Source organism: Streptomyces sp. NPDC059900, from assembly GCF_050270335.1.
In the GTDB taxonomy this organism is placed as follows: domain Bacteria; phylum Actinomycetota; class Actinomycetes; order Streptomycetales; family Streptomycetaceae; genus Streptomyces.
Genome location: NZ_JBNNJZ010000037.1, coordinates 24,106 through 35,707, shown reverse-complemented (window position 1 = coordinate 35,707; position 11,602 = coordinate 24,106). Strand labels below are relative to the sequence as shown.

At 71.3% G+C, this 11,602-nt stretch carries 9 protein-coding genes; 4 read left to right on the top strand and 5 right to left on the bottom strand.

Annotated features, from left to right (window positions below; all coding sequences use genetic code 11):
- Positions 1-468: 468 nt before the first annotated feature.
- Positions 469-3,366 carry an FAD-binding and (Fe-S)-binding domain-containing protein gene (locus ACQKIP_RS08685; protein WP_365860365.1) on the bottom strand — a complete coding sequence of 966 codons (2,898 nt, stop codon included), beginning with the start codon at positions 3,364-3,366 and terminating at the stop codon, positions 469-471.
- Positions 3,367-3,495: 129 nt separating this feature from the next.
- Here ACQKIP_RS08685 and ACQKIP_RS08680 point away from each other — a divergent pair, with 129 nt between their 5' ends.
- Both ACQKIP_RS08680 and serC read left to right on the top strand, forming a co-directional pair.
- Positions 3,496-4,722, top strand: a complete 1,227-nt coding sequence (locus ACQKIP_RS08680; RefSeq protein ID WP_365860364.1) for a cytochrome P450 family protein — start codon at positions 3,496-3,498, stop codon at positions 4,720-4,722.
- A 90-nt stretch (positions 4,723-4,812) separates the two neighbouring features.
- Positions 4,813-5,931, top strand: a complete 1,119-nt coding sequence (gene serC, locus ACQKIP_RS08675; protein WP_365860363.1) for a phosphoserine transaminase — start codon at positions 4,813-4,815, stop codon at positions 5,929-5,931.
- A 140-nt stretch (positions 5,932-6,071) separates the two neighbouring features.
- Here the strand turns inward: serC and ACQKIP_RS08670 are convergent, their stop codons facing one another.
- On the bottom strand, positions 6,072-6,917 hold the full coding sequence (locus tag ACQKIP_RS08670) for an ABC transporter permease (protein ID WP_365860362.1): 846 nt from the start codon (positions 6,915-6,917) through the stop codon (positions 6,072-6,074).
- Complete coding sequence (locus ACQKIP_RS08665; RefSeq protein WP_365860361.1) at positions 6,914-7,942, bottom strand: ATP-binding cassette domain-containing protein; 1,029 nt, start codon at positions 7,940-7,942, stop codon at positions 6,914-6,916. The genes ACQKIP_RS08670 and ACQKIP_RS08665 overlap by 4 nt, the downstream gene beginning before the upstream one ends.
- A 113-nt stretch (positions 7,943-8,055) precedes the next feature.
- On the opposite strand from ACQKIP_RS08665, the gene ACQKIP_RS08660 reads away from it, so the two are divergent.
- Entirely contained in the window at positions 8,056-8,829 is a 774-nt protein-coding gene (locus ACQKIP_RS08660) for a TetR/AcrR family transcriptional regulator (protein ID WP_365860360.1), read from the top strand.
- Here the strand turns inward: ACQKIP_RS08660 and ACQKIP_RS08655 are convergent.
- Positions 8,826-9,824 carry a WD40 repeat domain-containing protein gene (locus ACQKIP_RS08655; protein WP_427742608.1) on the bottom strand — a complete coding sequence of 333 codons (999 nt, stop codon included), beginning with the start codon at positions 9,822-9,824 and terminating at the stop codon, positions 8,826-8,828. The two genes, ACQKIP_RS08660 and ACQKIP_RS08655, sit on opposite strands and share 4 nt — an antisense overlap.
- Before the next feature lie 96 nt (positions 9,825-9,920).
- Here ACQKIP_RS08655 and ACQKIP_RS08650 point away from each other — a divergent pair, with 96 nt between their 5' ends.
- A complete protein-coding gene (locus ACQKIP_RS08650) occupies positions 9,921-10,640 on the top strand; it encodes an SGNH/GDSL hydrolase family protein (RefSeq protein WP_365860359.1) in 720 nt (239 codons plus the stop codon).
- Between the two features lie 24 nt (positions 10,641-10,664).
- Here ACQKIP_RS08650 and ACQKIP_RS08645 read toward each other — a convergent pair whose 3' ends face one another.
- Positions 10,665-11,453 carry a hypothetical protein gene (locus ACQKIP_RS08645; RefSeq protein ID WP_365860358.1) on the bottom strand — a complete coding sequence of 263 codons (789 nt, stop codon included), beginning with the start codon at positions 11,451-11,453 and terminating at the stop codon, positions 10,665-10,667.
- Between the last annotated feature and the right edge of the window lie 149 nt (positions 11,454-11,602).

The window sequence follows — 11,602 nt, the reverse complement described above, 5'->3', positions numbered from 1 at the left end:
CCGCACAACCCCACCCCCCTGGTCGAGAGTCCCGCCCCCGGGCCGTCCGGTCGTCTTCCCTCGCGCGGTGGAGGGGAGGGTGTCAAGGGTGGCCCGAAGGGCCATCGGCGAAGCCGACGCGACGCAGGAGCGCCCTTGACTCCCGCCCCGGAACCGCCAACCTCGGGACAACCGGACGGCCCCGGCAACCGCTTCAGCCGCCGGTACACCACAACTACAGGCTTCGAGGGACCAGCCCCACCAGCTCCAAGGCCAAGACACCCGCCCAGGCGGGGGCGGGCGGGTGGGGACGAGGCGGCACCACACGGCGCCGGTACACCGAAGCCACGGACAGCACCCCGGCGAACGCAGCCCAAGCACAACGAGACAGCACCGCCACCCGCCGGGACACCGAAGCCACAGGCAAGCCCCCCGCACAGGGGCAGCCCCCGTCAGGACAACGTCCCCCCATCGGGACAGCGCCCCCCGTCAGGGTGGGGGAAGTGCAGACCTCCGATCCGCAATCCCCTCAGCCAGCACCTCAGCCAAATGCCTCCCCCTGACCCCCTCCCCCACCTGCAAAAGCTGCGTCCGACAGGAGAACCCATCCGCGAGGACCACCGGACCGCCCTCCCCCTCCGGCACAGCCCCCCGCACCGCAGGCAGCAACTGCTCCTCCGCGCAGGCCACCGAGACCTCGTAATGCCCCGCCTCGAAGCCGAAGTTCCCCGCGAGGCCGCAGCAGCCCCCGCTCAGTTCCCCCTCCAGGCCCGCCTTCTCCCGCAGCCGGCGCTCGGCGCCGTCGCCGAGGACCGCGTGCTGGTGGCAGTGCGTCTGGCCCACCACGGGCCGCTCGATCCGCGGCGGCGACCACTGCGGGGCAAGTTCCTCAAGGGCCTGCGCGAACGTACTTACGCGCCCCGCGAGTTCAGCCGCCCGCGGGTCACCGCCGAGCAGCTCCACCAGGTCCGTCCTCAGCGCCGCCGCACAGCTCGGTTCGAGGACCACCAGCAGCGCCCCCGAATCGAGGAGCGGCCCCATCCGCTCAAGGGTGCGCCGCATCACCGCGCGGGCACGGTCGAGCTGCCCCGTGGACACGTACGTAAGACCGCAGCACACCTCCCCCGGCGGCACGACGGGACGCAGCCCCGCGTCCTCAAGGACCCGCACCGCGGCCCGCCCCACCGAAGGCGACAGATGATCCGTGAACGTGTCGGGCCACAGCACGACCGCAGGCCCGCCACCCGCCGGCCCGCCACCCGACGGACCACCACCCGACGCCCCGCCACCCACCGGCACCCCGTCCCGCCCCCGGAACCACCGCCGGAACGACTCCCCCGCCAACCGCGGAACCTCCCTCTCCGGAGCGATCCCGCCCACCCGCTTGGCCAGCGACGCCAACACCCCCACCCGCATCAGCGCATTGGCCACCCCCGCCGTCCGCGTCCGTTCCGCGAGCCGCAGCCACACCGGCAGCCAGCCCATGGCGTAGTGCGAGGCGGGCCGCCTGCGCCCCTCGTAGTGGTGATGCAGGAACTCCGCCTTGTACGTGGCCATGTCCACGCCCACCGGACAGTCCGACCGGCAGCCCTTGCAGGACAGGCACAGGTCGAGCGCGTCCCGTACCTCCTCCGAGCGCCACCCCTCCGTCACCACCTCGCCCGCGAGCATCTCGTGCAGGAGCCGCGCCCGCCCCCGCGTGGAATGCTGCTCCTCGCCCGTCGCCCGGAAGGAGGGGCACATCACCCCGCCGCCCGAACCCGCGGACGCGGTACGGCACTTGGCGACCCCCACACACCGCCGCACCGCCGCCGAGAAGTCCCCGCCGTCATGGGGGTAGCCGAAGGCCACGTCCACCGGCTTGCGCGGCAGCGGGGCGAACCGCAGGTTCGCGTCCAGCGGCGCGGGCCGCACCAGCATCCCCGGATTCAGCAGGTCCGCCGGGTCCCACACCCCCTTCACCCGCTCGAAGAGCCCCACGAGCCCGGCCCCGTACATCTTCGGCAGGAGCTCCGCCCGCGCCTGCCCGTCCCCGTGCTCACCGGACAGCGAACCCCCGTGCGCGACCACGACCTCCGCCAGGTCCTCCGAGAAGCGCCGGAAGCGCCGCACGCCCTCGCCGCTCATCAGGTCGAAGTCGATGCGTACGTGAATGCAGCCGTCCCCGAAGTGCCCGTACGGAGTCCCGCGCAGGCCGTGCTCGGCCAGCAGCGCCCTGAAGTCCCGCAGATACGCCCCGAGCCGGGCCGGCGGCACCGCGCAGTCCTCCCAGCCCGGCCACGCCTCGCTGCCGTCCGGCATCCGGGTCGCCGTACCGCTCGCGTCCTCGCGTACCCGCCACAGGGCGCGCTGCCCGGCCGGATCGGTCACCACCACCGAGTCCACGACGCCCCCGGACGCGGCCCCCTTCACGATCGAATCGGCACGCGCACGCGCCTCGCCCGCGCTCTCGCCGCCCGTCTCCACGAACAGCCAGGCGCCGCCCTTGGGCAGCCCGCGCGCTCCCCGTACGAGATCGGCGGCCATCCCCTCCACGGTCAGCGGCCCGTACGGCAGCAGCCCGGCCGCGGCTTCGGCCGCCGCGCTCTCGTCGGCGTACCCGAGGACGGCGAGGGCACGCGCGCGTGGCGCGTCGACGAGCCGTACGACGGCCTCCGTCACCACGCCGAGGGTGCCTTCGGAGCCGCAGAAGGAGCGGGCCAGATCCACGCCCCGCTCGGGGAGCAGGGCGTCGAGGGCGTAACCGGAGATACGGCGCGGCAGTTCCGGGAAGCCGGTGCGCAGGAGCTCCAGGTCGCCCTCCGCGAGCGCGCGCAGGCCCTCCGGCGCGCCCGCCCACCCCTGGCCGAGCGCGAGCGAAGCGCCCGCGCCGCTGACCACCGAAAGGGACGAGACGTTGTCGGCGGTGGTCCCCCAGGCGACCGAGTGGGAGCCGCAGGAGTTGTTGCCGATCATGCCGCCGAGGGTGCAGCGGTTGTGGGTGGAGGGGTCGGGGCCGAAGGTCAGGCCGTGCGGGGCCGCGGCGCCCCGCAGGTCGTCGCAGATCACCCCCGGCTGCACGACCGCGGTGCGCGCCTGCGGGTCCAGGGACACGATCCGGTTCATGTGCCGGGTGAAGTCGAGGACGAGCCCCGTGCCGGTCGCCTGCCCGGCGATGGACGTACCGGCGCCGCGGGCGACGACGGGCACCCCGCGCTCCCGGCACACGGCGAGCGCCGCCGCCACGTCGTCCGCGTCACGCGGGGCGAGGACCCCGAGCGGCACCCGGCGGTAGTTGGACGCGTCCATGGTGTTCAGGGCCCGCGCGGTGACGGAGAAGTCCACCTCCCCCCGCACCGCTGCCCGCAGTTCCGCTTCGAGCTCTTGTACGCCTCCGAGATCACTCATGCCCATATCCATGCCCTCAGGATGCATCCGCGAAGGCCCGCACCGACCGCAGCCAAACGCCCGACACGGACCTATAGTTGCCGCGACTTGATCACCGCACCCCCCACGTGGCCCCAGAGGAGAGCCCTGATGACACCCGGCACCCCCGACCGCATCGTCCTCGATCCCTTCGTCACCGATCTGGACGGCGAGAGTGCCCGGCTGCGCGCCGCGGGCCCGCTCGCCGAGGCGGAGCTGCCCGGCGGCGTACCGGTGTGGGCGGTCACGCACCACGCGGAGGCACGCCAACTCCTCACCGACAAGCGCCTGGTGAAGGACATCGAGGTGTGGGGCGCCTGGCGGCGCGGCGAGATACCGGCGGACTGGCCGCTGATCGGCCTCGCCAACCCGGGCCGCTCGATGCTGACGGTCGACGGCGAGGAGCACCGCAGGATGCGGGCCCTGGTCGCCCAGGCGCTGACGCCCAGGCGGGTCGAGCGGATGCGGGAGCGGATAGCGGAGCTGACGAACGGCCTCCTGGACCGCCTCCCGTCGGAAGGGGGCCAAGTCGTCGACCTGAAGGCCGAGTTCGCCTACCCCCTGCCCATGTACGTGATCAGCGACCTGATGGGCATCGAGGAGGCCGACCACCCCCGCCTGAAGGTCCTCTTCGACAAATTCTTCTCCACCCAGACGCCACCCGAAGAGGTGATGGCGACGCTGGGCGAACTCGCCGGGATGATGGGCAAGGTCGTCGCGGCCCGGCGCGCCGAGCCGGGCGACGATCTGACGAGCGCCCTGATCCTCGCCTCCGAGAACGGCGACCACCTCACCGACGCGGAGATCCTCTCCACGCTCCAGCTGATGGTCGCGGCGGGCCACGAGACGACGATCTCGCTGATCGTCAACGCGGTGGTGAATCTTTCGGCTCATCCCGGGCAGCTCGCGCTTGTCCTGTCCGGCGAGGCGAGCTGGGAGATGGTGGTGGAGGAGACCCTGCGCCACTCCACGCCGACATCACACGTCCTGATCCGGTTCGCGGCCGAGGACGTACCGGTCGGCGACAAGGTGATCCGCGAGGGGGACGCGCTGATCGTGTCGTACGCGGCGATCGGCCGCGACGAGGGGGCGCACGGCCCCACGGCGGGCGCCTTCGACATCACGCGCACCTCCCCGAACCGCCACATTTCCTTCGGCCACGGCCCGCACGTCTGCCCCGGAGCGGCCCTGTCCCGCCTGGAGGCGGGGGTGGCGCTCCCGGCTCTCTACGAGCGTTTCCCGGAGCTGACGCTGGCGGTCGCGCCGGGCGAGCTGCGCAACAAGCCGGTGGTGACACAGAACGACCTGTACGAGCTGCCGGTGCGGCTCCGTAAATAGCCTCCCCCGGGGTGTCCGCCAAGTGACCGAGCGGTCTCACCCGCCGGACACCCCCAAGGCCCCCGCGCCGGTAGCCGTTAGGCTCACCCCGTGGCTGAGATCCAGATTCCCGCTGACATCAAGCCCGCCGACGGACGTTTCGGCGCGGGCCCCTCCAAGGTGCGCACGGAGGCGCTGGACGCGCTCGCCGCCACCGGTACCTCTCTGCTCGGCACCTCCCACCGCCAGGCCCCGGTCAAGAACCTGGTCGGCAAGGTGCGCGAGGGCGTGCGCGACCTCTTCTCCCTCCCCGAGGGCTACGAGGTGATCCTGGGCAACGGCGGCTCCACCGCCTTCTGGGACGTCGCGACGCACGGCCTGATCGAGAACAAGTCGCAGCACCTCAACTTCGGCGAGTTCTCCTCCAAGTTCGCCAAGGCCTCGAAGCTCGCCCCGTGGCTCGCCGAGCCCACCGTGATCACGAGCGAGCCGGGCACGCACCCGGACCCGCGGGCCGAGGCGGGCGTGGACGTGTACGCGTTCACGCACAACGAGACCTCGACCGGCGTCGCGGCCCCCGTCAAGCGGGTGGCCGGCGCGGACGAGGGTTCCCTCGTCCTGGTGGACGCCACCTCCGGCGCGGGCGGCCTGCCGGTCGACATCGCCGAGACGGACGTCTACTACTTCGCCCCGCAGAAGTCCTTCGCCTCGGACGGCGGCCTGTGGCTCGCGGCGTTCTCGCCGGCGGCCATCGAGCGTGCCGAGCGCATCCACGCGAGCGGCCGGCACGTCCCGGAGTTCTTCAGCCTGCCCACGGCGATCGACAACTCCCGCAAGAACCAGACGTACAACACCCCGGCTCTCGCCACGCTCTTCCTGCTCGCCGAGCAGCTGGAGTGGATGAACGGCCAGGGCGGCCTGGAGTTCACGACCGGTCGTACGGCCGCGTCGTCGCAGGCGCTGTACGGGTGGGCCGACGAGTCGAAGTACGCGACGCCGTTCGTCACGGACCCGGCCAAGCGCTCGCAGGTCATCGGCACGATCGACTTCGCGGACGAGATCGACGCCGCCGCGGTGGCGAAGGCTCTGCGCGCGAACGGCATCGTGGACACGGAGCCGTACCGCAAGCTCGGCCGCAACCAGCTGCGCGTGGCGATGTTCCCGGCGATCGACCCGGCGGACGTCGAGGCGCTCACCAAGTGCATCGACTACGTGATCGAGAAGCTTTAACGCTCCGCTGCTCTACGGGAAAGGGGGCGTCCGGCAGGCATGACCTGCCGGACGCCCCCTTTTCGTCGACCGTGCCCAGCTCTACGTCTGCGGGCCGGTCGGGGCTGGTCGCGCAGTTCCCCGCGCCCCTTCAGGGCGCTTCACCGGCTCAGCTGCTTGAACTTGCGTACCGCAAGCGGCAGGAACAGCAGCGAGATCGCGAGCGGCCACACCACCGCCATCAGTACCGCGTTCTGCTCGACCCAGCTCGACCCGCCCGCCCCGGGGTTGCCGAACAGTTCGCGGATTGCCGTGCCCGTGGACGAGACCGGGTTCCAGGCAGCGACCGGCGCCAGCCAGTCGGGCATCAGGGACGGTGCCACGAAGACGCTGGAGATCATGGTGAGCGGGAAGGCGACCGCGTAGAGCCCGCCCGCCGCCTCCGGGGTCGGCACCACCAGGCCGAGGAACACGCCCACCCAGATCAGGCTGAACCGCAGGAGCAGCAGCAGCCCGAAGGCCGCCAGGGTCTCCGGAAGACCGGCGCTCGACCGCCAGCCGATGGCCAGCGCGGTGAGCGCGAGGATCGTCAGCTCGGCGCAGGCCACGATGAGGTCGGCGAGGCCGCGCCCGGCAGCCACCGCGGAAGGCGCCATCGGCATCGAGCGGAAGCGGTCGATGACGCCTTTGGTGGAGTCCGTGACGACCGCCATCGCGGTGTTCATGAAGCCGAAGGCCATGGTCATCACGAACATGCCGGGCATCAGGAACTGCTTGTAGTCGCCGTCGTCGCCCCCGCCGGGCACCTTCATCGCCTCGCCGAAGACGAACCCGTACAGCAGTACGGAGATGATCGGGAAACCCAGTTGCCAGGCGATGTTGACGGGCTGGCGCTGGAAGTGGGTGAGATAGCGGCGGGTGACGTTCCAGGTGTCGGCGAGCGCCCAGTAGAGGCGTCCGCGCGCGGGCAGTGGGTGCGTGGCATCCGTGGTGAGTACGGCGCTCATGCCGCGACCTCCGTCTTCTCGTCGATTCCGGCGGCAGCTGTTCCGGCGGCGTTCCCGGCCTCCGTGGCCTCGCGGGACTCCGTCCGGTGCCCCGTGAGCCGCAGGAACACGTCGTCGAGGCTCGGCCTGCGAAGGCCGATGTCCTCCACCGCGACGCCCTGGTCCTGGAGGGTCCGCGCCACGTCCGTCAGCGCGCCGACCCGGTCGGTCACGGCGGCCTGGACGCGCCGCTCCAGGCCGTCGGTCTCGGGGACGCCCACCGCGACCCGGGCGACGGCCCGCTCGGCCGCCGGGATGTCGGCGGCCTCGCGGACCACGACCTCCAGATAGCTGCCGCCCACCGTGTTCTTCAGGCCGTCCGGGGTGTCGTCGGCGATGGCGCGGCCCTGGTCGATGACGGTGATCCGGGACGCCAGCTTGTCGGCCTCCTCCAGATACTGCGTGGTGAGCAGCACGGTCGTGCCGTCCGCGACCAGCTTCCGTACGGTGTCCCAGACGTCGAGGCGGCTGCGCGGGTCGAGCCCGGTGGTCGGCTCGTCCAGGAAGAGGACGGCGGGCGCGAGGATCATCGACGCGGCGAGGTCGAGCCTGCGCCGCATGCCGCCGCTGTACTGGCCCGCGCCCTTGCCCGCCGCGTCCACCAGGTCGAACTGTTCCAGGAGTTCCTGCGCGCGCAGGGCGGCACGCTTGCCGCCCAGGTGGAAGAGGCGGCCGAACATCTCCAGGTTCTGCCGCCCGGTGAGGACCTCGTCGACCGCCGCGTACTGGCCGGTGAGGCCGATGCGGGCGCGGACCGCGTCGGGCTGCCGGACCACGTCGGCGCCCGCGACTTCGGCCCGGCCCCCGTCGAGCCGCACCAGCGTCGAGAGGATGCGTACGGCGGTGGTCTTGCCCGCGCCGTTCGGGCCGAGCAGTCCGTGCACCGTGCCGCGCTCCACGCGCAGGTCGAAGGCGTCCAGGGCCTTCTTGTCGCCGTAGCGCTTGTCGAGCCCCTCGGCCCGCACCGCGTATTCGTTCTCGCTCACTGCCCCTCCAGGGCTCGCCCTCTGAGTACACCGTACCCAATTGAGAGTACACCGTACTCAGTTTTGTGGGTACACCGTACTCAATTACCGGTACGGCGATTAGGCTGAGCGCCATGACGAGCACGAACGGCGGCGACGACAGCGGCACCAAGCGCACCGGCACCGACATCACCCGGAGCCTGGAACTGCTCTGGGGCGAGGGCGAACGCCCCACGCGCGGCCCCAAGCCCGGCCTCACCCTGGACCGGATCGTCACCGAGGCCGTGCGCCTCGCGGACGCCGAAGGGCTCACGGCGGTCTCGATGCGCCGCCTGTCCACGGAGCTCGGCACCGGCACGATGTCCCTGTACCGCTACGTCCCCGGCAAGAGCGAACTGCTCGACCTGATGCTGGACCGCGTGTTCATGCCGGCGGGCGACGCAGGGCCCCCGGTCGGCGACTGGCGCGCGGCCGTCGAGGCGTACGCCCGCGAGACCCTCGTCCTCTACCGCGAACACCCCTGGCTGCTCCAGGTCAACCAGGCCCGCCCGGTGCTCGGACCGGGCTCGGTGGGCGGCCTGGAGCGGACCCTGTCCGGCATCAAGTCGATGGGCCTGACCGACCCCGAGCTGATCGGCGTGATCGTCATGGTCGAGGGATACGTCACCGGAGTCGCCCGCACCCAGGTGCAGGAGATGGAGGCGGTCAAGAAGAGCGGCCTGACGGACCGGGCGTTCTGGGAGGCGCAGTATCCGACCCTGGAGCGGATCATGAACAGCGGCCGCTACCCCCACCTGGCGGGACTCTCCGACGACGCGTTCGGCTCGGACTTCGACCACTTCGAGTTCGGCCTCCAGCGCGTGCTGGACGGTCTCGACGTGCTGGTGGCGGCGCGCGCGGCCTCCTAGTTACGCCGGAACAGCCGCTTGAGCCCGAAGAAGGCGATGAGCACGACGCCGAGGGTCAGCGCGCCGACCTTGAGGTCACCCCCGGCCCCCGAGCCCCCGTCGTCCCCCGCGTCACCGGAACTCCCGGCACCGGAGCCCGAGTTGTCGCCGCCCGCCCCCTCCACCTCGACGGGCTCGACCTGGCTCTGCTCGCCCTCGCTGCCGTACAGGAGGGTCGTACCGTCCAGGGTGTACGTCACGGACTCGCCCTGCCTCTGGAGCGGCACGCTCAGCCGCCCCTCGCGCTTGGGCATCTTCCCCTCGCCCTGCCAGGTGTACGAGACACCGCCGAGGTAGCCGCGCAGCGCGAGTTGCTTGCCGTCGGGCGAGAAGGCGCCGTCCGTGGTCCAGAGCCCGGTGTCGCCGAGCCGCTTGAAGACATTGGTGCCGGAGGAGGACATCCGCGCGGGGCCCTCGTACAGGCCGCCGCCCTCCTCCTTCTTGTCGGCGATGTAGATGCGGCCGGTCTTGGGGTGCACCATCAGCGCCTCGGCGTCGCGCGCCCCGCCCTCGTACTTCACCGTGTACTGCGTGGCGCGGACGGTCTGGTCGCCGAGCTTCTTCGGCTCGGGCAGCTTGTAGATCCACACGTGGGACCAGGTGCCGCCGAGGTTGTCGCCGATGTCGCCGACGTAGATGTTGCCGTCACTGCCGACGGAGACGGCCTCCACGTCACGGGGCTCGCCCACGCCGGTCATCGTGATGGTGGCGACGGTCTTGCCGGTCTTGCCGTCCACCGCGTAGAGCAGCGCGCCGTTCTTGTCCTGGTCGTTGTGCGTCCAGTAGACGCCGGGGTGGGCGCGGGACGCGGCGAGGCCGCTGGACTCGATGATGCGGGGGTCCTTGACGGTGAACCCGTCGTGGCCGTCGTCGGCGGCGGCGGGACCGGCCGCGGCACTCAGCAGAACCAGGCACCCGGCACCTACGGCACCCATCGAAGAACGCAGTGAACGCATGGGCCAAGCCTGCCACCCCCGCGGCGGAGGGCGGACGTCCGGCAGGTGTTGAGCCTCACATCGCAGGCCGGGCCCTTGATCCGCGATGATGAGCGGATGCTCAGGTTCATGTTCGTCGGCGACTCGATGACGATCGGCAGCGCGGGGGAACACACCTGGCGCCACCGCATGTGGCAGCACCTGCGGGCCTCGGTCGGCGACGCGGCTTTCGCCGTGGTGGGTCCGCGCAGGGCGCTGCACGACAAGGTCTCCGGCGAGCCCGTCTCGTACGCCTACGCCTGCGACGACCCGGATTTCCCGCGCGAGCACTTCGCGGGCTGGGGCGAGGGCTGGCTGCACATGGCGCCGCAGGTGGCGGACGTGGTGCGCAAGGACGCCCCGGACGTCCTGCTCGTCTCGCTCGGCCTGATCGACCTGGGGTTCTACACGAACGCGGAACAGACGGCCGAGAACGCACGCCGTTTCGTCGCGGCGGCGAGGTCGGCGAACCCGCACGTCCGCCTCGTCCTGCTGCCGGTGATCCCGAACATCCGGGCCCGCACGGACGCCCCGTTCGCGGCGGAGGTGGCGCGCTTCAACATGCTGCTCGCGAAGGCGGTGGCGGACCTGGACACGGGCGTCTCGCCACTGCTCCTGGCCTCGACGCCGCCGTCGTACGACATAGACGCCGACACGTACGACGGGACGCATCCCAACGAGAGCGGCGAGCACAAGCTGGCGGCGGCTTTCGCGGACGCGATGCACCAGGCGTGGGGCCTGGGGACGCCGTACGAGACGGCGCCCCCGGCCCTGAACGAACTGTCGCCGGCCGGCTGAAGGACCACCGGCGGAACGAACGGCTCAGCGGGTGTAGTTGGCCTTCAGGGCCTTGAGTCCGGCGATGTCCCACTTCGTGTACTGCCCGCGGTACTTCTCGGCGCGGGCGTCGGTGCCGCCCTTGGCCCTGGCGTAACCCCCGTTGGGGGAGCACATGACCGGCAGGTCCTTGGTGCTGTTGGAGACGCACTCGAAGTTGTCGGCGGTGTGGTTGGAGTCCGAGCCGTCCACGTTGGCGTGGTCGAGTCCGATCGCGTGCCCTATCTCGTGGCTCACCATGTTCGAGATGAGGGTCGGGGAGAGCTTGTAGTTCCCCGGCTTCCAGTACTCGCTGTCGACCCATATCCAGCCGCCCCACGCGCTGTGGTTGGCGGTCGCGTAGCACGGGTGGGCCTGCGAGAAGCCCGGCTTGTTGCCCGGCATGAAGGGGCGGTAGTCAAGCCCCACGGTGATGACGTGGCGCTCTGCGGTGTTACAGGCGTTCTGCTCCTTGTGATAGCCGCTGGCCAGCGAGAACTTGGTCCCCGTGACCGAGGTCAGCTGCGCGGCGGTCTTCTTCAGCTGCGCCCGCAGGTCGCTCTCCGCCTTCTTGGTCTGCGTGGCGGTGAGCTTGGTCTCCGACGCCTTGGGCTTGACCAGGTGGATCACGTACGGGTCGGGGCTGAGCGACTCGATCCCCTGCCCCTTCAGGATCCGCCATCCGGTGCCCTTGTAGACGTCCCCCGCGGCATAAGCCGGATTGCTGAGTGCGACGAGCCCGACGGCAGCGGCGAGCACGCCCACAGAGCGAACGATTCTCTTCTTCGTGGTCATCCCGGCATCCTCACCCACCCCGCCAACAACTCCCCAACCGCCCCCGGGCGTATCCCCCGGGCCTGGGCGTATCCCTCGGACCCGGGGGCGTATCCCTTCGGCCCGCGCCGCTAGCCGGAAGTCGGATGCCCGCCGTGCGTCCGCGTTCT

Excerpts from the sequence above, each read along its gene's own strand:
- ACQKIP_RS08685 (WP_365860365.1), bottom strand. The coding sequence starts at position 3,366 with ATGAGTGATCTCGGAGGCGTACAAGAGCTCGAAGCGGAACTGCGGGCA.
- ACQKIP_RS08680 (WP_365860364.1), top strand. The coding sequence starts at position 3,496 with ATGACACCCGGCACCCCCGACCGCATCGTCCTCGATCCCTTCGTCACC.
- ACQKIP_RS08670 (WP_365860362.1), bottom strand. The coding sequence starts at position 6,917 with ATGAGCGCCGTACTCACCACGGATGCCACGCACCCACTGCCCGCGCGC.
- ACQKIP_RS08660 (WP_365860360.1), top strand. The coding sequence starts at position 8,056 with ATGACGAGCACGAACGGCGGCGACGACAGCGGCACCAAGCGCACCGGC.
- ACQKIP_RS08655 (WP_427742608.1), bottom strand. The coding sequence starts at position 9,824 with ATGCGTTCACTGCGTTCTTCGATGGGTGCCGTAGGTGCCGGGTGCCTG.
- ACQKIP_RS08650 (WP_365860359.1), top strand. The coding sequence starts at position 9,921 with ATGCTCAGGTTCATGTTCGTCGGCGACTCGATGACGATCGGCAGCGCG.
- ACQKIP_RS08645 (WP_365860358.1), bottom strand. The coding sequence starts at position 11,453 with ATGACCACGAAGAAGAGAATCGTTCGCTCTGTGGGCGTGCTCGCCGCT.